The following is a 21,071-nucleotide window of genomic DNA, read 5'->3' on the forward strand; positions in this document are numbered from 1 at the left end:
CGAAGCGGGTGCGCACGCCTCTGGTACGCTCATCCGCTGGTGTGTGCTGCGGTTCGCGGCGGCCGCACCGACGGGCCCCGGCCCGTTCCACGAAGCGCGCGGACGTCATCGATCAGGAGTATCACCAGTGGCATTGACCACCGAGCAGAAGAAGCAGATCCTCGGCGAGTACGGCCTCCACGAGACCGACACCGGATCGCCCGAGGCGCAGGTCGCGATGCTCACCAAGCGCATCCAGGACCTGACCGAGCACCTGAAGCAGCACAAGCACGACCACCACTCCCGCCGCGGCCTGCTGCTGCTGGTCGGTCGTCGTCGCCGCCTGCTCAAGTACGTCGAGAAGGTCGACGTCAACCGCTACCGTTCGCTGATCCAGCGTCTGGGTCTGCGCCGATAGGAGCGCGACGAGGCGACGACGCGATCTGCGTTCGCTGATCTTTCCGATAGCCAACGAGGCAATGCTTAGACTGAGCCTCGTTGGCTATCGGTGTTTGGCTGCTGTGCGGTCGGAGACGGGCGACGTGCCCGTCGGACACCGGCAGCGGCACCCGCGGACGGCGACACCGCCCGCGGAACCGTATGCACCGACGGTGTCGGTCTTCGGTAGTGACCTTCCGGACTCGGTCCGGACGGTTTCGATCGACGACCGCCTCCGCACGTACGACCCGTGAGACGCGGGTACGGGCGATCGGTGCGCAGCTGCAGCCACGAGGGTTGTGGCGCCCGCGCGGGTACGGCGAAGACGAGAGGGAAGAGAAGAGTAGAGATGACCAGCAATTCCGCAGTCGAGGTCGACGAGGGCGTGTTCGAGTCCGTCGCAGTCCTCGACAACGGGTCCTTCGGCACCCGTCAGATTCGTTTCGAGACCGGCCGCCTCGCCCAGCAGGCCGCCGGCTCCGTCGTCGCGTACCTCGACGACGAGACCATGCTGCTGTCGGCGACGAGCGCCTCGAAGCAGCCCAAGGAGCACTTCGACTTCTTCCCGCTGACGGTGGACGTCGAGGAGCGCATGTACGCCGCGGGACGCATCCCCGGCTCGTTCTTCCGTCGTGAGGGCCGGCCCTCGACCGACGCGATCCTGACCTGCCGTCTCATCGACCGGCCGCTGCGCCCGTCGTTCGTCGACGGTCTGCGCAACGAGATCCAGGTCGTGGTGACGGTGCTCAGCCTGAACCCGAACGACCTGTACGACGTCGTCGCCATCAACGCCGCGTCGGCATCCACGCAGATCGCCGGCCTGCCGTTCTCCGGGCCCGTCGGTGGCGTGCGGGTCGCGCTGATCACCTCGGAGGAGAACAAGACCGGCCAGTGGGTCGCGTTCCCCACGGTCGAGCAGCTCGAGAACGCCGTGTTCGACATGGTGGTCGCGGGCCGCATCGTGGGTGGCGGCGACAACCCCGAGACCGCCGACGTCGCGATCATGATGGTCGAGGCCGAGGCCACCGAGAACGTCGTCGAGCTGGTGGCCGGCGGGGCGCAGGCCCCGACCGAGACCGTCGTCGCCGAGGGCCTCGAGGCCGCCAAGCCGTTCATCGCGCGGCTGTGCATCGCCCAGCAGCAGCTCGCCGCCGCCGCGGCGAAGCCCACCGGCGACTTCCCGGTGTTCCCGGCCTACGAAGCCGACGTGTACGAGGCCGTCGAGGCCGCCGCCTCGGCCAAGCTGAGCGAGGCGCTGACCATCGCCGGCAAGCAGGAACGCGACGAGCGGACCGACGAGGTCAAGGTCGAGGTCCTCGAGCAGGTGGCCCCCAACTTCGAGGGCCGCGAGAAGGAGATCGGCGCGGCCTTCCGTTCGCTGACGAAGAAGCTGGTCCGCCAGCGGATCCTGCGGGACCAGTTCCGCATCGACGGCCGCGGGGTCACGGACATCCGTGCCCTGTCCGCCGAGGTCGCGGTCGTGCCGCGCGCTCACGGCTCGGCGCTGTTCGAGCGCGGCGAGACCCAGATCATGGGCGTCACCACGCTGGACATGGTGAAGATGGCGCAGCAGATCGACTCGCTCGGTCCCGAGACCAGCAAGCGGTACATGCACCACTACAACTTCCCGCCGTACTCCACCGGTGAGACCGGCCGCGTCGGCTCCCCGAAGCGCCGCGAGATCGGCCACGGCGCCCTCGCCGAGCGGGCCCTGATGCCGGTCCTGCCCAGCCAGGAGGAGTTCCCCTACGCGATCCGGCAGGTCTCCGAGGCGCTCAGCTCGAACGGATCCACCTCGATGGGCTCCGTGTGTGCCTCGACGCTCTCGCTGCTGAACGCCGGCGTTCCTCTCAAGGCCCCCGTCGCCGGTATCGCGATGGGCCTGGTCTCCGACGAGGTCGACGGTGAGACCCGTTACGTCGCGCTCACCGACATCCTCGGCGCCGAGGACGCGTTCGGTGACATGGACTTCAAGGTCGCCGGCACGAAGGACTTCGTCACCGCCCTGCAGCTCGACACCAAGCTCGACGGGATCCCGTCCCAGGTGCTCGCCGGTGCGCTGGCGCAGGCGCGCGACGCCCGCGCCACCATCCTCGAGGTGATGGCCGAGGCCATCGAGACCCCGGACGAGATGAGCCCGTTCGCTCCGCGGATCACCACCATCAAGGTCCCGGTGGACAAGATCGGCGAGGTCATCGGCCCCAAGGGCAAGATGATCAACTCGATCACCGAGGAGACCGGCGCGAACATCTCCATCGAGGACGACGGCACGGTGTACGTCGGCGCCGCCGACGGCCCGTCCGCGCAGGCCGCGATCGACAAGATCAACGCCATCGCGAACCCGCAGCTGCCGAAGGTGGGCGAGCGGTTCCTGGGGACCGTGGTCAAGACCACGGCGTTCGGCGCGTTCGTCTCGCTGCTGCCCGGCCGCGACGGCCTGGTGCACATCAGCAAGCTCGGCAACGGCAAGCGCATCGCCAAGGTCGAGGACGTCGTCAACGTCGGCTCGAAGATCCGCGTCGAGATCGCCGACATCGACAACCGGGGCAAGATCAGCCTGGTGCCGGTGCCCGACGAGGACACCGCGGACGCCTCCTCCGACGCGCCCGCGGCGGACAGTGCCGCGGACAACGCCGAGGCCTGACGCACGTCCTTCGACCGCCCGCGTCTCGTCCACCTTTGCGGTGGACGGGCGCGGGCGGTCGTGCGTGTGCGACCGGTGCGGCGCGTTACGGTGCGGCCGGGGACGAGGCGGACGCCGACAGCAGCCCGAGTTCCCGCGCCCGCACCACCGCTTTGCGACGATTCGCGGCACCGAGCTTGCGGTAGAGCGACTTCAGATGCACCTTGACGGTATTGACGGACACGAACAGCTCGTCGGCGATCTCCGCGTTGCTCATCATGGTCGGCAGAAGTAGAAGGACGGCCCGTTCACGGCTGGTCAGCGGCTCGAGCAGGCACGGGCCGGCGGCCTCGCCGGAGACCCCGCCCAGCCTGCCGATCAGCATCGACACGAATCCGCCGTGGGCATCGTCGATGCGGCCGTGCCGCTCCAGCAGCGCCCGGGCGCGGTCGCCGGCCAGTAGGAACGGCCGCGCGATGCCTTCGGTGGCGGCCACCGCGAGAGCGTGCGCCACAGCGGCCTGCGCTTCGCCGTCCCTACGCAGACGGTCGTGCGCCAAGGCGGCGAGCAGCCAGGCGTCGACGGTGGGGCCGTTGTCGACGGGCGGCCCTTCGAGCAGAGCCGCCACCAGTTCGAGGCAGCGGCGCGGCTCGTTGGTCGCCAGGTGCGCCCTCGCGACGAGGACCGTCCGGTGCGCGCCTGGGCGGACGAGACCCGGCTGCGCCTTTTCGGTGCCCGTCAGCAGCGCCTGAACCTCGTGCGGCCGTCCCTCGGCCAGCAGGATCTCGGCCTCGACGAGCTTGTACCATTCGGCGAGGAAGCGTGGCGCCACCCAGTCCGACATGCGCCGGCGCAGCGACACGAGGTGGGCTCGTGCCGCCGCGGCGTTGTCCGTCGAGAGGGCCAGCCGTGCCTGCACGAGCCCGAAACTGGTTTCGGTGTAGCGGTCGCGGAACTCGCCGAGGCACGCGTGCCCCCGTGCGACGGCCACCGAGCAGGCCCCGGTGTCCGCCTCGAGCAACCGGATCATCGACTCGGCCAGCAGCGCCGTGGCCGACGGCGGCAGAAAGGTCCAGCCCAGCTCGTCGGCGATGGCCAACGCACGGGCGACCTCGACGCGCGCCTCCCGGAGCCGTCCGGCCATCGCCTCGAGAACGGCGGTGTTGCCGTACAGGTGCAGGGCGAGCACGGGCGTCATGGCCGAGCGGGCGGCCACCGCCGTCGTCGTGGCCGCGAGCATGGCCTCGGCGGTGTCGAGGTCACCGGACCACAGCCTGCCCATCGCGAGGACGGTGCCGGCGGCGATCCGGTACACGGGGGCGGCCGGCAGGTCCGCCGGGGACACCGTCTCGAGCCGGCGGATCGCCTCCTGCGCGGCGCTGATCTGCCCCGACGGATCGGCCTTCATCCAGGCGAGGACCGCGTCGAGCGTGACGAGGACCGTCTCGGTGAGCCGCGCATCGGCCGCCGGGAGCCGATCGAGCAGTTCTCGGGCGCGAGCCATGTGGGTGGCGACGCCGACAGGGTCGTACTCCGCGTACGCGGCGACCCCCGCGGCCGCAGCCACCTCGGGGTGGTCACCGACCAGATCGGCGGGCGCGTCCCGCAGCAACGCCACCAGCGCCGGCCGTTCCGGACCCAGGATCTCCGCCCCCGCGACCCGTAGGACGAACCGGGCCAGCCCCAGCCAGTCCTCCGCGGCGCGCAGGTGACGGGCGGACTCGAGGAGCTCGCCGCGGTCGGCGAACCATCCGGCGGCCCGCCGGTGCAGCATCCGCCGGCGCTCGGGATCCTCGGTCCGGAGGCGGTGGCGCAGCAGGTCGCCGAAGAGTTGGTGGTAGCGATACCACGCTCGACGGTGGTTGAGCGCGACGACGAACAGGTTGTCCCGCTCGAGTCGGACCAGGAACTGCTGCCCGTCCGTGCGCCCGGTCAGGGCATCGGCCAGTTCGCCGCAGACGCGTCCCACGACGCACGTGTCGAGCAGGAACTCCATCAGCTCCGGGTCCTGGCTGGCCAGCACCTCCTCCGCGAAGTAGTCGGCCACGGACCGCTCGTCGCCCGCAAGGGCTGCCACGGTGGCCGCCACATCGTCCGACGTCCGGAGCGACAGGGCCGCGAGTCGCAGCCCGGCCGCCCACCCTTCGGTCTTGGCGACCAGGGTCTCGAGTTCATCGGGTCCGACGGCGACGTCGTGGTCGGCCAGCAGCGCTGCCGCCTCCGTGGCATCGAAGCGCAGCGCTTCCGCCCGGATCTCGGTCAACTCGCCACCGAGCCGGAGCCGTTGCAGAGGCAGCGCCGGATCGCTGCGGGTCGCGATCACCAGTCGCACGTTGCCGAGACCCCGGCGGACGGCCGCCGCGAGCGACTCCTCGGCCGGGGTCCCTGCCAGGAGGTGCATGTCGTCGAGCGCCAGGACGACAGGACGGGGAAGCCGGGCGCACGCGTCGACGAACACGGAGACGAACCGGGGGTCGAAGCTCGGCGGGACCCGCATGGTGGCCAGCAGCGAATCGGTGGGGAACCCGCCGACCATCCGGAGCGAATCCAGGACCCGCCCCCAGAACTGCGCCGGCTCGGCGTCCTCGCGCTCCACCGAGAGCCACGCCACCGGACCGGGATGTGTCGCCGCCCACGATGCCAGCAGCAGCGTCTTACCGGACCCGGCCGGCGCCGAGACGAGCACGAGGCCGGACTTCACCCCCTCTTCGAGGACGCGTTCCAGACGCGGGCGCCGCACGACCCGGCGGGGGAGTCGGGGCACGGAGGAGCGCGCCAACGACAGCGGCGGGGCATCGTCACCCTGCGCGCCGGCCGGTGGCCCCGTCATGAGAGTCAGGGTAGTACGGCGGGACCGAGGGGAACGGAAAACGAAACCGGGTCACGTATCCGACGAACCGGTCGCCGACCGCATGCACGGCGGCTCGTTCCGCGAGTGGTGCGGCGCGGGCACGACGTCGCTGTCGTAGTCGAACATCGCGGCGATGCGGACCTTGATCTCTTCCGTGGTCATCGTGCCGGTGGGGATGCGGCCGTTCGCGGCGCGTCGTGTGCTCATGTTGTCCTTCGCGTGGGGGGTGGAGACGAGACGTCAGGCCCGGATCATCAGTGCGGCGAGGGCCACGGCGGCGGTCGTCACTACCGCAGTGAGGACGCCGGTGAGGACGGAGTCGGTGTACGCACCCACGGGCACGGAGGCGACCACCGCGGCGCCGCACACGATGCCGGAAATCGGCAAGGAGAGGGGCGTGTCGTGGCGGCCGCTATCGGGCCTACGCCACGCCGAGTTCTGCCGGCGGTTCCGGCGGGTGGACGGTGGGTTCACGGACATCGTCGATCCATTTCGTTCGATCGGGCGGCGATGCACCCGACATGCGGCCACGAGAGAGGTTCGCGGTCGACTCCGACGGTAGGGCGGCCGCTGAGCCGTCTCCTCACCCTCGGCGGGTGAACCGGCACGGGCGGGTGAATGCCGTGGTATCGCGTGGTGTTGCGGTTCCGGGGCGGCCCCCGCGCGACACCGACCGTCGGTTTGTTTCGCCGAATCCGGTTCGCGCATGCCCGGCCGATGATTCGCTGGAGCAGTGACAGCTTCAGTTGATGTTGTCGGCACGCGACGGAGCTCGAACCTCGCACTGGCAACCTGGGTCTCGGCGATCAACTTCTGGGCCTGGAACATGATCGGCCCCCTGTCCACGACCTATGCGAGCGATCTGTCGCTCAGCAGCACCCAGGCGTCGATCCTCGTGGCGACGCCCATCCTCGTGGGTTCTCTGGGGCGCATCGTGGTGGGTTCGCTCACGGACCGCTACGGCGGCCGGGTCATGTTCATTGCGATCTCGCTGGCGTCGATCCTGCCGGTGCTGGCCGTCGGGGTGGCCGGCAGCGTGGGTTCCTATCCGCTCCTGCTCGTCTTCGGCTTCTTCCTCGGCATCGCGGGCACGATCTTCGCGGTCGGCATTCCGTTCGCGAACAACTGGTACGAGCCGGCCCGGCGCGGCTTCGCCACCGGCGTGTTCGGTGCGGGCATGGTGGGCACCGCGCTGTCCGCGTTCTTCACCCCCCGGTTCGCGCAGTGGTTCGGCCTGCTGACCACCCACGTCGTCGTCGCGGTGGCACTCGCGGTCACGGCCGCGGTATGCATCCTCGTGATGCGCGACTCGCCGGAGTTCCATCCGAACACCGACCCGGTCGTTCCCAAACTGAGGGCAGCCCTGAAACTGCGGGTCACGTGGGAGATGTCGTTCCTCTACGCGGTCGTCTTCGGCGGCTTCGTCGCGTTCAGCAACTACCTGCCCACCTACATCAAGACGATCTACGGATTCTCGGCCGTCGACGCGGGCGCCCGCACAGCGGCCTTCGCGCTGGCCGCGGTGATCGCCCGGCCCATCGGCGGGGCGCTGTCCGACCGGATCGCCCCCAAGTATGTCGTGCTCGCATCGTTCACCGGCACGGCGGTCATGGCCGCAGTCGCCGCCACGCAACCGCCGCCGGACGTGTGGTCGGCTACGACGTTCATCCTGCTCGCGGTTTTTCTCGGCATGGGCACCGGCGGAGTGTTCGCATGGGTCGCGCGTCGCGCGCCCGCCAAGTCTGTGGGATCGGTGACCGGCATCGTCGCCGCCGCGGGCGGGCTCGGCGGGTACTTCCCGCCGCTGGTCATGGGTGCCACCTACGACCCCGTCGACAACGACTACACCGTCGGTCTGTTGCTCCTCGTGGCGACTGCGCTCGTCGCGCTGGCCTATACCGCGGTGAAACTGCGCGCCCACGAGAACGTTCCGACCGGAAACTGACGTCGAGTCCGAAGGGAGAGACGTGACCACCCATCACACCGGAGGACCCGCGGAGGAGCTGCTGCGCCGCAGCGGACGGTTCTTCACCGCAGGCGAGGTCTCCGACGACGGCCGCACCGTGACCCGTCACGGCGGTCGCGAAGGCGATGTCTTCTACCGCGATCGCTGGAGCCACGACAAGGTCGTCCGGTCCACCCACGGCGTGAACTGCACGGGATCGTGTTCGTGGAAGATCTACGTCAAGGACGGCATCATCACCTGGGAGACCCAGGAGACCGATTATCCGTCGGTCGGTCCGGACCGGCCCGAATACGAACCGCGCGGCTGCCCGCGCGGCGCGGCGTTCTCCTGGTACACCTACTCGCCGACCCGGGTCCGGTACCCGTACGCCCGCGGCGTGCTCGTCGAGATGTACCGCGAGGCCAGAGCGCGGCTCGGTGACCCCGTGCTGGCCTGGGCCGACATCCAGAACGACCCGCAGCGACGCCGTCGGTACCAGCGGGCCCGCGGTAAGGGCGGGCTGGTCCGGGTCACGTGGGCCGAGGCCACCGAGATGATTGCCGCCGCCCACGTGCACACCGTCAAGGAGTACGGTCCGGACCGCGTCGCGGGCTTCTCGCCGATCCCGGCGATGTCGATGGTCTCCTTCGCGGCCGGATCCCGGTTCGTCGAGCTGATCGGCGGCGTCATGACCTCCTTCTACGACTGGTACGCCGACCTGCCTGTCGCCTCGCCCCAGGTGTTCGGTGACCAGACCGACGTCCCCGAGTCGGGGGACTGGTGGGACGCGGCGTACCTCATGATGTGGGGTTCGAACGTGCCGGTCACCCGTACCCCGGACGCGCACTGGATGGCGGAGGTGCGCTACCGCGGTACCAAGGTCGTCTCCGTCAGCCCCGACTACGCCGACAACACCAAGTTCGCCGACGAATGGATGCCGTGTGCCGCCGGCACGGACGGGGCGCTGGCCATGGCGATGGGGCATGTGATCCTCACGGAGTGCTTCGTGCGACGGCGGGTGCCGTTCTTCGTCGACTACGTCCGCCGGTACACCGACCTGCCGTTCCTGGTCCGGCTCGAGGAGCGCGACGGCAGGCTGGTGCCCGGCAAGAACCTCACCGCCGCCGACCTCGGAGAGGACGTGGAGAACGCGGCGTTCAAGCCGGTGCTGCTCGACGGTGCCACCGACACCGTCGCGGTGCCGCACGGCTCCCTCGGGTTCCGCTACGGCGACGACGGAACCGGAAAATGGAACCTGGACCTGGGCGATCTCGAGCCGGCACTGACCGTCGCGCATCGGGACGAGGGCACGGACGAGACCGCACGCGTCCATCTGCCCGGTTTCGACACCGTCGACGGACACGGCGAGAGCGTCGAACGCGGCGTCCCCGTGCGGCGGGTGGGCGCACACCTGGTGTGCACGGTGTTCGACCTCATGCTGGCCCAGTACGGCGTCGCGCGTCCGGGACTGCCCGGACAGTGGCCGAGCGGGTACGACGACCCGGCCTCGCCGTACACCCCCGCGTGGCAGGAGCCGATCACCGGGGTCTCCGCCGCGCAGGCCGTCCGGATCGCGCGCGAGTTCGCCCGCAACGCGGAGGAATCCGGCGGCCGGTCCATGATCATCATGGGCGCCGGCATCTGCCAGTGGTTCCACGGCGACACCACCTACCGGGCGATTCTCGCCTTGCTGATGCTCACCGGCTCCATGGGCCGCAACGGCGGCGGCTGGGCGCACTACGTGGGTCAGGAGAAGTGCCGTCCGGTCACCGGGTGGGCCGCGATGGCCATGGGAACCGACTGGTCCCGCCCCCCGCGGCAGATGGCAGGAACCTCCTACTGGTACGTCCACACGGACCAGTGGCGCTACGACGGGTACCGCGCCGACGCGCTCGCGAGCCCGCTCGGGCGGGGCAGTTTCCGCGACAAGCACACGATGGACGTGATGGCGTCCGCCGTCGCGATGGGGTGGACTCCGTTCTACCCACAGTTCGATCGCAACACACACGACCTCGCCGACGAGGCGCGAGCGGCAGGCGAGGACATCCCCGCGTACGTCGCCCGGAAACTCGCGAGCGGCGAGGTGAAGCTGTCGGTCACCGACCCGGACAACCCGCGCAACTGGCCGCGGGTGCTGAACGTGTGGCGGTCCAACCTGCTCGGCTCGTCCAGCAAGGGCAACGAATACTTCCTGCGGCACCTGCTCGGGACAGATGCCAACATCCAGGGTGCGCCCACCGGTCCGGGCCAGCGCCCACACGACGTCGAAAGTCCGGACGAGGTGCCCGAAGGCAAGCTCGACCTGCTGATGTCGATCGACTTCCGGATGACGTCGACCACCCTGTTCTCCGACGTGGTGCTGCCCGCCGCGACATGGTACGAGAAGGGAGACCTGTCGAGCACCGACATGCATCCCTACATCCACGCGTTCAGTCCCGCGATCGACCCGCCGTGGGAGACCCGCTCGGACTACGAGGCATTCGGCGCCGTCGCGAAGGTGTTCAGCGCGCTGGCGGCGAAGCACCTCGGCACCCGCACCGACATCGTGCTCGGCACTCTGCAGCACGACACGCCCGGCGCGATGGCGTATCCGTCGGGCACGGAGAACAACTGGCGCGTGACCGGCGAGGTGCCGGTGCCGGGCAGGACCATGGGCCCGCTCGCGGTCGTCGAACGGGACTACGGTGCGATCGCCGACAAGTGGTCGACCCTCGGGCCGCTCGTCGACACCCTCGGCCTGACCACCAAGGGCGTCACGACGCACCCGGTGCAGGAGGTCGCGGAACTCGCCGCGAAGTTCGGTGTGATGAATTCCGGTGCAGGCGAGGGCCGCCCCGCGGTCACCAGCGCCGAACGAATGGCCGACGTCATCCTCGCGCTGTCGGGCACCTCGAACGGCCGGCTCGCGGTCGAGGGCTTCCGCGAACTCGAGAAACGCACCGGCCGCCGGCTCGTGCACCTCGCCGAGGGTAGTGAGGAACGCCGTATCACCTACGCCGACACCCAGTCCCGCCCGGTCCCCGTGATCACCAGCCCGGAATGGTCCGGCAGCGAGACCGGTGGGCGCCGCTACGCCCCGTTCACGGTGAACATCGAGGAACTCAAACCGTTCCACACGCTCACCGGCCGCATGCACTTCTACGTCGATCACGACTGGATCGAGGAACTCGGCGAACAACTCCCGATCTATCGACCGCCGCTGGACATGTCGCGCCTGTTCGGTGAACCGGCCGTCGGCAGCGGCGACGGCGTCGGACTGACCGTGCGGTACCTCACCCCCCACTCGAAGTGGTCGATCCACTCCGAGTACCAGGACAACCTGTTCATGTTGTCGCTCTCACGCGGTGGACCGACCATGTGGATGAGCCCGGCGGACGCGGCGAAGATCTCGGTGCGGGACAACGACTGGGTCGAGGCCGTCAACCGCAACGGCGTCGTGGTGTGCCGCGCAGTCGTCTCGCACCGCATGCCCGAAGGTGTGGTGTACGTCTACCACGCGCAGGAGCGCACCATCGACGTGCCGCTCACCGACACCACCGGTACCCGCGGCGGCATCCACAACTCGATCACGAAGATCCTGATCAAACCCACCCACATGGCAGGCGGCTACGCGCAGACCGCCTTCGCGTTCAACTACCTCGGGCCCACCGGAAATCAACGCGACGAGGTGACGGTCGTACGCCGCCGGTCGCAGGAGGTCACGTACTGATGTCGATGCTCACGACCACGACCGGCGAAGCGAGGCCGGCATGAAGGTGATGGCCCAGATGGCGATGGTGATGAACCTCGACAAGTGCATCGGTTGTCATACCTGCTCGGTCACCTGCAAGCAGGCCTGGACGAACCGTTCCGGCACCGAATACGTGTGGTTCAACAACGTGGAGACCCGGCCCGGCCAGGGATACCCGCGCACCTACGAGGACCAGGAACGCTGGCGGGGCGGATGGATCCGCGACCGCAACGGGCGGCTGCGGCTGCGTGACGGCGGCCGGTGGAACAAGCTGTTCCGGATCTTCTCGAATCCGAAGATGCCGGCGATCGACGACTACTACGAGCCGTGGACCTACGACTACGAGAACCTCACCACCGCGCCGCTCGGCGACCAGATCCCGGTGGCACCGCCTCGCAGTCTGATCAGTGGCAAGCCGATGAAGGTCGAATGGTCGGCGAACTGGGACGACGATCTCGGCGGCTCCCCGGAGATCGTGCCCGACGATCCGGTGCTGAAGAAGATCGGCGAGCAGGTCCGGCTCGAACTCGAACAGACCTTCATGTTCTACCTGCCTCGCATCTGCGAGCACTGCCTGAACCCGTCGTGCGTCTCGTCGTGCCCGTCCGGAGCGATGTACAAGCGCGTCGAGGACGGCATCGTTCTCGTCGACCAGGACCGCTGTCGCGGCTGGCGGATGTGCGTGTCCGGATGTCCTTACAAGAAGGTGTATTTCAACCACAAGACCGGCAAGGCCGAGAAGTGTACGTTCTGCTATCCGCGCGTGGAGGTGGGCCTGCCCACCGTGTGTTCCGAAACCTGCGTGGGTCGGCTGCGCTACATCGGCCTCGTGCTCTACGACGCCGACCGGGTGCTCGAGGCCGCGTCCGTCGAGGACGAGAAGGACCTCTACGACGCACTGCGGCAGGTGCTGCTCGACCCCGCCGACCCGGACGTGATCGCCGGCGCCCGCGCCGAGGGCATCTCCGACGAATGGATAGAGGCCGCCCAGCGGTCACCCGTGTACGCGTTGATCGACACGTACCGGGTCGCGTTGCCCCTGCATCCGGAATACCGCACGATGCCGATGGTCTGGTACGTGCCGCCGCTGTCCCCGGTGGTCGACGCGGTCTCGCGCGACGGTCACGACGGCGAGGACCTGGGCAATCTGTTCGGTGCCCTCGAATCACTGCGTATCCCGATCGAGTATCTGGCGGGACTGTTCACCGCGGGCGACACCGACGCCGTCGAAGCGGTGCTGCACCGGCTCGCCGCGATGCGGTCGTACATGCGCGACATCAACCTGGGCCGGGACACGCGGCCGGAGATCCCCGACGCCGTCGGCATGACCGAGGAGCAGATGTACGAGATGTACCGCCTGCTCGCCCTGGCCAAGTACGACGAGCGGTACGTGATCCCGACCGCCTACGCCGCCGAGGGCCACCGGCTCGAGGAATCCGCCACCGACTGCGCACTGTCGTACGACGGCGGCCCCGGAATGTACGACTCCGGGCCGTTCGGGGAGGCCAGCGGCGGTCCGGTCCCGGTCGCGGTGGAGACCTTCCATGCGCTCCGGCAGCGGCAGACCTCCGAGGGGATGGCGGCGAACGCGTCGAATCCCTCCCGTGTGAACCTGCTCAACTGGGACGGCAAGGGCGTGCCCCAGGGCCTGTTCCCGGCCGGGCATCGAGTCGAGGACCGGGGGAGTGGGCAATGAGGGTGCGGATACGCCGTGGGCGCGACACCGCGACGCGGCAACTGCAGCACCGGCTGATCCGGCAGACCGCCTCGCTGCTGCTGGCATACCCCGACGATCGGCTGCCGTCCCGTCTCGCGACCGTCGACGGTCTTCTCGGGCACGTCACCGGGGCGCCGGCGCAGTTGCTGAGCCGGACGCTCGCCGCCCTGCGCGACGCCGATCCGTTTGCTGCGCAGGCCGACTACGTCGACACCTTCGACATGCGCCGGCGGTCGACGATGTATCTCACGTACTGGACCGGCGGTGACACCCGCAATCGCGGCACAGCGATCCACGCGTTCGCCCAGGCCTACCGGGACGCCGGCGTGGAGCCACCGACGGGGGAGGCGCCCGATCATCTGCCGGTGGTGCTCGAGTTCGCCGCCACCGTCGACCCGGACGCGGGGGAGCGACTGCTCGCCGCGCACCGGGTCCCGATCGACGTGCTCCGAATCGCGCTCGAGGAACGCGATTCCTGCTATGCGGCGACGATCGGGGCGGTGTGCGCGACGTTGCCTCCGGTCGGCGATCAGGAAGTCCACCGCGCCCGGTACCTCGCCGAGGCCGGGCCGCCCGCCGAGGCGATCGGCCTCGAACCGTTCACCCTCACGGTCCCACCGCGCCGCACTGCACCCGCCGCGGAGCAGACCCGAGTCGAAGGAGTCGGCTGACATGTCCGCAGGGGAGATCTTCTGGGACGTCGCGCCGTACGTCACGATCGCCGTGGTCGTCGTGGGTACGTGGTGGCGCTACCGTTACGACAAGTTCGGCTGGACCACACGTTCGTCTCAGCTCTACGAGAGTCGGCTGCTGCGCATCGCCAGCCCGATGTTCCACTTCGGGATCCTCGTGGTGATCCTGGGGCACGTGATCGGTCTGCTCATTCCACAGTCCTGGACCGATGCGGTCGGCCTGAGTCAGCACGCGTATCACGTACAGGCGGTGACGCTGGGCACCATCGCCGGGATCGCCACCCTCGTCGGAATCCTGTTGCTGATCTACCGTCGCCGTAGCCGTGGACCGGTGTTCATGGCGACCACTGCCAACGACAAGCTCATGTATGTCGTCCTCGTCGCCGCGATCGTCGCGGGACTCGCCACGACTCTGATGGGGTCGGGTGTCGTGGGCGAGGAGCACAACTACCGCGAGACCGTCTCGCCGTGGTTCCGATCCATCTGGATCCTGCAGCCGCGCGGCGATCTCATGGTGCAGGCACCCCTGTCGTTCCAGCTGCACGCGCTGATCGCCTTGATCCTGTTCGCGCTGTGGCCGTTCACCCGCCTGGTGCACGCCTTCAGCGCGCCGATCGGATACCTGTTCCGGCCGTACGTGGTCTACCGCAGCCGCGACGTCGCCGCGAAGGGACAGCTCGTCGGGTCGCAGCCGCGCCGCCGCGGGTGGTGACCGGATCGGCCGGAGAGCGCCGCGTGTAGTGTGAGATGTTCCGTCCAGCACACCCACTCGCCTGTAGGACCGTCGAACATCTTCATGGCTGCCACCCGCCGCTCCGCCGCCCCGTCCGTCGCCGTATCCACATCGGCGCCCACCGAGCCCGACGCCGGGGTGCGACGCACCCTCCTGCCCGGAGGTCTGCGCGTCGTCACCGAGCACGTGCCCGGCGTGCGTTCGGCCGCCGTGGGTGTCTGGGTGGGCGTCGGCTCCCGCGACGAGCAGCCCTCCGTCGCCGGTGCGGCCCACTTCCTCGAACACCTGCTGTTCAAGGCCACCCCCACCCGGACGGCGCTCGACATCGCCGAACTCGTCGACGGCGTCGGCGGTGAACTCAACGCGTTCACCTCGAAGGAGCACACCTGCTTCTATGCCCACGTGCTCGACGACGACCTGTCCCTGGCCGTCGACCTTGTCGCCGACGTCGTGCTGCGCGGCCGATGCCGCAGCGCCGACGTCGACCTGGAACGGCAGGTCGTCCTCGAGGAGATCGCGATGCGCGACGACGATCCCGAGGATCTGCTCGGGGACGCCTTCCTCACCGCGCTGTACGGCGACCACCCGATCGGCCGGCCCATCATCGGTTCGGTCGAATCGATCGAGGCGATGACCCGTACCCAGCTGCACTCGTTCCACGTGCGGCGGTACACGCCGGACCGCATGGTCGTCGCCGTCGCCGGCAACGTCGACCACGACCACACCGTCGAACTGGTCCGTCGGGCCTTCGCCGGGCACCTCGACCCCGCCGCGACCGCCGCCCCCCGGCGGGAGGGCAGTCTCCGCCTGCGCACGGCGCCGACGCTGAGCATCACCGACCGCGACGGCGAGCAGGCGCACCTGGCGGTCGGTGTGCGGTCCTTCGGCCGTCACGACCCCCGGCGCTGGGCGCTGTCGGTACTCAACGCCGCCGTCGGCGGCGGCTTGAGCTCACGGCTGTTCCAGGAGATCCGGGAGCAGCGCGGCCTCGCCTACTCGGTGTACTCCGGTGTGGACACCTTCGCCGACACCGGTGCGTTCTCCGTCTACGCCGGGTGCCAGCCCGAGAACCTCGGCGAGGTCGCCGGCCTCGTCCGTGAGGTGCTCACCGACGTCGCCGACAACGGCGTCACCGAGGCCGAGTGCGCCCGTGCCAAGGGCTCGCTGCGCGGTGCGCTGGTCCTCGGTCTCGAGGACACCGGGGCCCGGATGAATCGGATCGGCCGCAGCGAACTGAGCTACGGCACCCACTGGAGCGTCACCGAGACACTCGAGCGGATCTCGTCGGTGAGCGCGACGGAGGTCCGCGAGGTCGCCGCCGAACTGCTGCACCGGCCGTTCGCTGCGGCCGTCGCCGGGCCGTACCGGCGGCCCCGGGACCTGCCCGCCTCGGTGCGCGCCCTCGTCGCGTGACCGCAGCCTGACCACGGGCAGGGACGTCCGGTTGCGTAGGCTGCTGCGGGACGGATCGGACGAGGAAGCGTGGAGAGTGCAGTGAACGCAGCAGCAATCCGGGTCGGTGTGCTCGGCGCCAAGGGCAAGGTCGGACAGGCGATCTGCGCGGCCGTCGAGGCGGCCACCGACCTCGAGCTCGTCGCCGCGGTCGACCGGGACGACAGCCTCGACGACTTCGTCACCTCCCGCGCACAGGTGGTGGTGGACTTCACCCATCCCGACGTGGTCATGGGAAATCTGCAGTTCCTCGTCGAGCACGGCATCCACGCGGTCGTCGGCACCACCGGATTCGACGAGGCACGACTGGGCAGGGTCCGCGACTGGCTGGCCGCGAAACCTGAGGTCGGCGTCCTGATCGCGCCGAACTTCGCGATCGGTGCCGTGCTGTCGATGCGCTTCGCGCAGGCCGCCGCACGGTTCTTCGACTCCGTCGAGGTCATCGAGTTGCACCACCCCAACAAGGCGGACGCGCCCTCCGGCACGGCCTACCGCACCGCGGCGCTCATTGCCGAAGCCCGCGCCGCGGCCGGCGTGGGCCGCAGTCCGGACGCCACGACCACCGAACTCGACGGTGCCCGCGGCGCCGACGTGGCGGGGGTGCGGGTGCACTCCGTGCGCCTGGCCGGCCTCGTCGCCCACCAGGAGGTGCTGCTCGGCACCCAGGGTGAGACCCTGACCATCCGCCACGACTCGACCGACCGCTCCTCCTTCGCGCCCGGCGTGCTGCTCGGCGTGCGCGAGATCGGCAGCCGGCCCGGACTCACCGTCGGCATCGACCCGCTCCTCGACCTGTGAGGCGCGACCTGGTCAAGGTCCTGGCGCCGATCGTCTTCATCGTCCTCGCGCTGGGGTTCTACTTCGTGCTCCTCGGCGGGCGTGGGCTCGAACTGGTGCGCTCGGGCGAGGCTGCGGCCGTCGGGCTCGGCATCGGCGTGCTGCTGCTGCCGTTGGTGGGCGTGTGGATCGTCTACGCCACCCTGCGGGCCGGTCTCCAGCACCAGCACCTGTCCCGCCGGATCCACGAGGAGGGCCTCGAACTCGACGTGAGCGATCTGCCGCGCCGACCCTCGGGGCGGCTCGACCGCGCCGCCGCCGACGCCCTGTTCGAGCAGGTCAAGAAGGAGTGGGAAGCCGACCCGGACAACTGGCGCAACTCGTACCGGCTGGCCCGCGCGTACGACTACGCCGGCGACCGCGGCCGGGCCCGGGAGACCATGCGCCGGGCGGTCGCCCTCGAGAAGCTCGAACGCACCCAGTCCTCCGACTGATCACGCGTCCGTGCGGATCACCCCGGTACCGTCCGGACCCGGCTCGGTCCGCTCTCTGCGACGGCGAGGGCGGGGGCACGGAGACTGGCCGGCGGGCGACGTACCCTGCAGGGTGTGACCGAGGCTCCCGCCGACGGCGAGCGCACGCTGCTCGTCGTCCACCACACCCCGTCCCCGTCGACCCGCGAGTTGCTCGAGGCGGTGCTCGCCGGGGCGCGCGACCCCGACATCGTCGGTGTGCGGGTACGGACGGTGCCCGCGCTCGGCGCGACGGTGCCGGATGTGCTCGCCGCCGACGGCTACGTGTTCGGCACCACCGCGAACTTCGGGTACATGTCGGGGGCGCTGAAGCACTTCTTCGACACCGTCTACTACCCGTGCCTCGACGCGATCGCAGGCCGGCCGTACGGGTTGTGGGTCCACGGCAACAACGACACCGCGGGTGCGGTCGCCTCGGTGCGCAAGCTCGTCACGGGCCTCGCCCTGGCGCAGGTCACGCAGGACCTCGAAGTCACCGGTCCGATCGACGCGCAGGTCCGGGAGCGCTGCTACGAGCTCGGAGCGACCGTCGCGGTGTCCGTGTCGCACGAGGTCTGACCGCACGGACACCGCGCGGCGCCTCAGAGCAGTTTCTCGACGAACTTCGTCAAACCCTTCTCGGCGGTCTCCATCGCCATCTTCTGGGCCTTCTTCACCATGAAGCCGGGCAGCGGAATCTTGGGGTCGATCGTGAGGGTGAAGTCGACCCGGGTGCCGCTCTCGGTGGCCGTCAGCGTGTACGTGCCGTCCTGCTGATGCTGCTGATGGCTCTCGATCAGGGTCCACGACATCGACGCGTCGCCGTTCCAGAAGTAGTCCACGACCTGCTCGTCGTGGATTCCGATGATGGACACGGTCATGCGGACGCGGTGGGGGCGGCCGTCCGGGTGGGTGGTCTCGACGACGACGGTCTTGTGGGGCCCCGACCACTCCGGCAGCCGGTCGACCGCGGCGATTCCCTCCATCACGCGACCCGGGTCGGCCTTGATCTCGAAACTGCTGGAACTGCTGACGGCCATGCGCTCACTTCCTCGGCTTTCGGGTGACGTGCGTCGGCAATGTACCGCACCGCCTCCCGCTCACCCGTCCTCACGCTCGGACGGTTCGGACGTTCCGGACGGACCCCGTCCGGCCTCCTCGTCAGGCCGCCTCGTGGCGCGCTCGTCGGCGCGGCGCTGATATCGCATCTGTTCCCGCAGCGCCCCCTGGACGGCCTGCGACACCCACGAGTTCAGCGACACGCCGTTCTGGGCCGCGGCCTCCTCGGCGCGTGCCTTGATCTGTTCGACGAGCCGCAGGGTCACCCGGCTGATGTCTCCGGTGACGTCCTCGAAAGTCCGGTCGGCGCCGGGGGTTTCGGAGGGCGCGTCCCCGCGCACCTCGAGCACCGCGTCGCTGCCGTCGAGACGGACGGTGACCACCCGGTCGCCGAGTTCGCTCGAGATCTCCGCCGCCATGTCCGACAGCGCCCGCAGCAGCGCCAGGCGGGCGGGTGCGGCGACCGCTGTGGCGAGGGCCGCCGCGGTCCGGCGGGTCTGTTCGTCGCCGAGTTCGGCGGCGGCGGCGAGGGCGTCGGTGATCGTGTCCAGGTACGGATCGAGGTTCATGACATCATTCTGACGTCACTGGTGATGTCAATCAAGGCGTCGACCGGTAGCTCACGTCCGATGACACCCTCGTGCCCGACAGCGCCGTGCCCGACAGCGCCGTGCGCGACGGCGCCGTGCGCGACGGCGCCGTGCCCGACAGCGCTACGGTCGACGGGTTCGACGGGATCGACAATCTGGAGGAGAACCGATGGCGCCCGAGCCAGTCACACTCGAGGTCAGGCTGGTGGCCAAGACCGAGTTCGTCCCGCCCGCCGACGTGCCCTGGGAAACCGACGCCGACGGGGGAGAGGCACTCGCCGAGTTCGCCGGCCGGGCGTGCTACCAGAGCTGGTCCAAGCCGAACCCCCGCACGGCGACCAATGCCGGGTACCTACGCCACCTGCTCACGGTCGGGCACCTGTCCGTGCTCGAGCACGGTTCGGTGAGCTTCTACATCACCGGAATCTCCCGGTCCTGCACCCACGAACTCATCCGGCACCGGCACTTCTCCTATTCCCAGCTGTCCCAGCGGTTCGTCCGCGGCAGCGACGCTCCGGTCGTGGTCCCGCCGGCGGTGGCGGGGGACCCTCGGCTCGAGGAACTGTTCCTCGCCGCCGCCGAGTCCAGCCGGGCCGCGTACATCGAACTGCTCGACGCGCTCGACGAGAAGCTCTCCCATCTGCCCGAGGGGCCGATCCGTGCGAAGCAGGCCCGTGAGGCCGCGCGATCGGTGCTGCCCAACGCCACCGAGACCCGCGTCGTCGTCACCGGCAACTATCGGTCCTGGCGGCACTTCGTGGCCATGCGCGCGACCGAGCACGCCGACGTCGAGATTCGCCGCCTCGCCGTCGAGTGCCTGCGTCAGCTGCAGGACGCCGCGCCGAACATCTTCGGCGACTTCACCATCACTCGTCTGCCCGACGGTTCCGAGGTCGCCGCCGGTGCCTTTGCGACCGACACCTGACCGGCAGGTGTGTGTGGAACAGGCCGGGTCACGCGGTAGCCTTCTGACCATGACCAACGGTGATTCCGCTTCTGCTGTCGAGCTTCCGTTCGGCACCATCGCCACAGCGATGGTGACCCCGTTCACCGCCGACGGCAAGCTCGACGTGGACGCGGGTGTGCGTCTTGCCGCCTATCTGGTCGACGGCGGCTGCGATGCGCTGGTTCTCGCGGGGACCACCGGCGAATCGCCGACCACCACCGAGAACGAGAAGCTCGAGCTGATGCGCGCCGTGCTCGCCGCGGTGGGGGACCGCGCGAAGATCATCGCCGGCGCCGGCAGCAACGACACCGCCCACAGCGTCGAACTCGCCCGCGACGCCGCGCGAGCCGGCGCCCACGGGCTGCTCGTCGTCACCCCGTACTACTCCCGGCCGCCGCAGGCAGGGCTCTACGCCCACTTCACGGCCGTCGCGAACGCCACCGACCTGCCCGTCATGCTCTACGACATCCCGCCGCGCTCGGTCGTGCCGATCGAAACGGAGACGCTGCGCCGGCTCGCCGAGCATCCCCGCATCGTGGCGGTCAAGGACGCCAAGGGCGATCTCAACGCCGGAGCCGAGCTCATCGGCACCACCGACCTGAAGTTCTACTCCGGAGACGACCCGCTCAACCTCCCGTGGCTGTCCGTCGGTGCCGTCGGATTCGTCAGTGTCATCGGACATCTCGTGCCCGGCCGCCTGCGGGAGCTGTACGACGCCTTCCAGGCCGGTGATCTCGTCCGCGCCCGCGCGATCAACCTGAGCCTCATGCCGATCCTGCGTGCCGTCTCCCGCCTCGGGGGGGTGAGCGCGTCGAAGGCGGGCCTGCGGTTGATGGGTCTCGACGTCGGCGAGCCTCGCCTGCCCCAGGTGGCGCCGACCTCCCTGCAGATCGACGCACTGGCCGCAGACCTGCACGCCGCAGGGGTGCTCGCGTGAGCCGCCCGTCGCGCGGCCGGGGCCGCGCCACCCGCAACGCCGGACCGCCCAGCACCCGGCCGGTGCGCCGGACCGTGCAGAACTCGGCCG

General features: G+C 69.7%; 18 protein-coding genes. 13 read left to right on the forward strand and 5 right to left on the reverse strand.

The genetic code is table 11. The annotated features are described in order from the left end of the window. Nucleotides 1–127 precede the first annotated feature (127 nt). Together rpsO and AC2IPW_RS10600 are read left to right on the forward strand one after the other, a co-directional pair. A complete protein-coding gene (gene rpsO / locus AC2IPW_RS10595; protein ID WP_003935677.1) occupies nucleotides 128–397 on the forward strand; it encodes a 30S ribosomal protein S15 in 270 nt (89 codons plus the stop codon). A 369-nt stretch (nucleotides 398–766) separates the two neighbouring features. Further along, nucleotides 767–3,061: a polyribonucleotide nucleotidyltransferase gene (locus AC2IPW_RS10600; protein WP_289377887.1), complete on the forward strand. Its 2,295-nt coding sequence runs from the start codon at nucleotides 767–769 to the stop codon at nucleotides 3,059–3,061. An 85-nt stretch (nucleotides 3,062–3,146) separates the two neighbouring features. Here AC2IPW_RS10600 and AC2IPW_RS10605 read toward each other — a convergent pair whose 3' ends face one another. The 3 genes from AC2IPW_RS10605 to AC2IPW_RS10615 are packed head-to-tail and all read right to left on the reverse strand — an operon-like array spanning nucleotide 3,147 to nucleotide 6,278. Beyond that, nucleotides 3,147–5,870 carry a winged helix-turn-helix domain-containing protein gene (locus AC2IPW_RS10605; RefSeq protein WP_486376832.1) on the reverse strand — a complete coding sequence of 908 codons (2,724 nt, stop codon included), beginning with the start codon at nucleotides 5,868–5,870 and terminating at the stop codon, nucleotides 3,147–3,149. A 51-nt stretch (nucleotides 5,871–5,921) separates the two neighbouring features. Next, nucleotides 5,922–6,098, reverse strand: a complete 177-nt coding sequence (locus tag AC2IPW_RS10610) for a hypothetical protein (protein WP_486376833.1) — start codon at nucleotides 6,096–6,098, stop codon at nucleotides 5,922–5,924. Between the two features lie 33 nt (nucleotides 6,099–6,131). After that, complete coding sequence (locus AC2IPW_RS10615) at nucleotides 6,132–6,278, reverse strand: hypothetical protein (protein WP_235157193.1); 147 nt, start codon at nucleotides 6,276–6,278, stop codon at nucleotides 6,132–6,134. A 346-nt stretch (nucleotides 6,279–6,624) separates the two neighbouring features. Here AC2IPW_RS10615 and AC2IPW_RS10620 point away from each other — a divergent pair, with 346 nt between their 5' ends. The 9 genes from AC2IPW_RS10620 to AC2IPW_RS10660 all read left to right on the forward strand — a co-directional run bounded on the left by AC2IPW_RS10620 (nucleotide 6,625) and on the right by AC2IPW_RS10660 (nucleotide 18,028). Further along, nucleotides 6,625–7,836 (forward strand): nitrate/nitrite transporter, encoded by a 1,212-nt coding sequence (locus tag AC2IPW_RS10620; RefSeq protein ID WP_052033935.1) that lies wholly within the window; start codon nucleotides 6,625–6,627, stop codon nucleotides 7,834–7,836. Between the two features lie 22 nt (nucleotides 7,837–7,858). Beyond that, nucleotides 7,859–11,545, forward strand: a complete 3,687-nt coding sequence (locus AC2IPW_RS10625; RefSeq protein ID WP_486376834.1) for a nitrate reductase subunit alpha — start codon at nucleotides 7,859–7,861, stop codon at nucleotides 11,543–11,545. A 40-nt stretch (nucleotides 11,546–11,585) separates the two neighbouring features. Then, the gene (narH, locus tag AC2IPW_RS10630; RefSeq protein WP_486376835.1) at nucleotides 11,586–13,262 is read left to right on the forward strand and encodes a nitrate reductase subunit beta; all 1,677 of its coding nucleotides are present in this window, start codon (nucleotides 11,586–11,588) and stop codon (nucleotides 13,260–13,262) included. Beyond that, complete coding sequence (narJ, locus tag AC2IPW_RS10635) at nucleotides 13,259–13,954, forward strand: nitrate reductase molybdenum cofactor assembly chaperone (RefSeq protein WP_486376836.1); 696 nt, start codon at nucleotides 13,259–13,261, stop codon at nucleotides 13,952–13,954. Before narH ends, narJ begins: the two co-directional genes overlap by 4 nt. 1 nt (nucleotide 13,955) lies before the next feature. Then, nucleotides 13,956–14,687: a respiratory nitrate reductase subunit gamma gene (narI, locus tag AC2IPW_RS10640; RefSeq protein WP_486376837.1), complete on the forward strand. Its 732-nt coding sequence runs from the start codon at nucleotides 13,956–13,958 to the stop codon at nucleotides 14,685–14,687. Nucleotides 14,688–14,771: 84 nt separating this feature from the next. Beyond that, entirely contained in the window at nucleotides 14,772–16,121 is a 1,350-nt protein-coding gene (locus AC2IPW_RS10645) for a M16 family metallopeptidase (RefSeq protein WP_003935667.1), read from the forward strand. Nucleotides 16,122–16,202: 81 nt separating this feature from the next. Further along, nucleotides 16,203–16,958 (forward strand): 4-hydroxy-tetrahydrodipicolinate reductase, encoded by a 756-nt coding sequence (gene dapB, locus AC2IPW_RS10650; protein ID WP_486376838.1) that lies wholly within the window; start codon nucleotides 16,203–16,205, stop codon nucleotides 16,956–16,958. Then, a complete protein-coding gene (locus AC2IPW_RS10655; protein WP_003935666.1) occupies nucleotides 16,955–17,431 on the forward strand; it encodes a hypothetical protein in 477 nt (158 codons plus the stop codon). The genes dapB and AC2IPW_RS10655 overlap by 4 nt, the downstream gene beginning before the upstream one ends. Before the next feature lie 114 nt (nucleotides 17,432–17,545). Then, the gene (locus AC2IPW_RS10660) at nucleotides 17,546–18,028 is read left to right on the forward strand and encodes a flavodoxin family protein (RefSeq protein ID WP_486376839.1); all 483 of its coding nucleotides are present in this window, start codon (nucleotides 17,546–17,548) and stop codon (nucleotides 18,026–18,028) included. A 23-nt stretch (nucleotides 18,029–18,051) separates the two neighbouring features. Here the strand turns inward: AC2IPW_RS10660 and AC2IPW_RS10665 are convergent, their stop codons facing one another. Together AC2IPW_RS10665 and AC2IPW_RS10670 are read right to left on the reverse strand one after the other, a co-directional pair. Further along, a complete protein-coding gene (locus tag AC2IPW_RS10665; RefSeq protein ID WP_054373511.1) occupies nucleotides 18,052–18,489 on the reverse strand; it encodes an SRPBCC family protein in 438 nt (145 codons plus the stop codon). A gap of 60 nt (nucleotides 18,490–18,549) precedes the next feature. Next, on the reverse strand, nucleotides 18,550–19,077 hold the full coding sequence (locus tag AC2IPW_RS10670; RefSeq protein ID WP_486376840.1) for a toxin-antitoxin system HicB family antitoxin: 528 nt from the start codon (nucleotides 19,075–19,077) through the stop codon (nucleotides 18,550–18,552). 190 nt (nucleotides 19,078–19,267) lie between these two features. Here AC2IPW_RS10670 and thyX point away from each other — a divergent pair, with 190 nt between their 5' ends. Next, nucleotides 19,268–20,023, forward strand: coding sequence for an FAD-dependent thymidylate synthase (gene thyX, locus AC2IPW_RS10675; RefSeq protein WP_486376841.1), 756 nt, complete (start codon nucleotides 19,268–19,270; stop codon nucleotides 20,021–20,023). Nucleotides 20,024–20,072: 49 nt separating this feature from the next. Then, complete coding sequence (dapA, locus tag AC2IPW_RS10680; protein WP_010592676.1) at nucleotides 20,073–20,981, forward strand: 4-hydroxy-tetrahydrodipicolinate synthase; 909 nt, start codon at nucleotides 20,073–20,075, stop codon at nucleotides 20,979–20,981. The last annotated feature ends 90 nt before the right edge of the window (nucleotides 20,982–21,071 follow it).

It is taken from the genome of Rhodococcus sp. NS-SX18 (genome assembly GCF_057367935.1).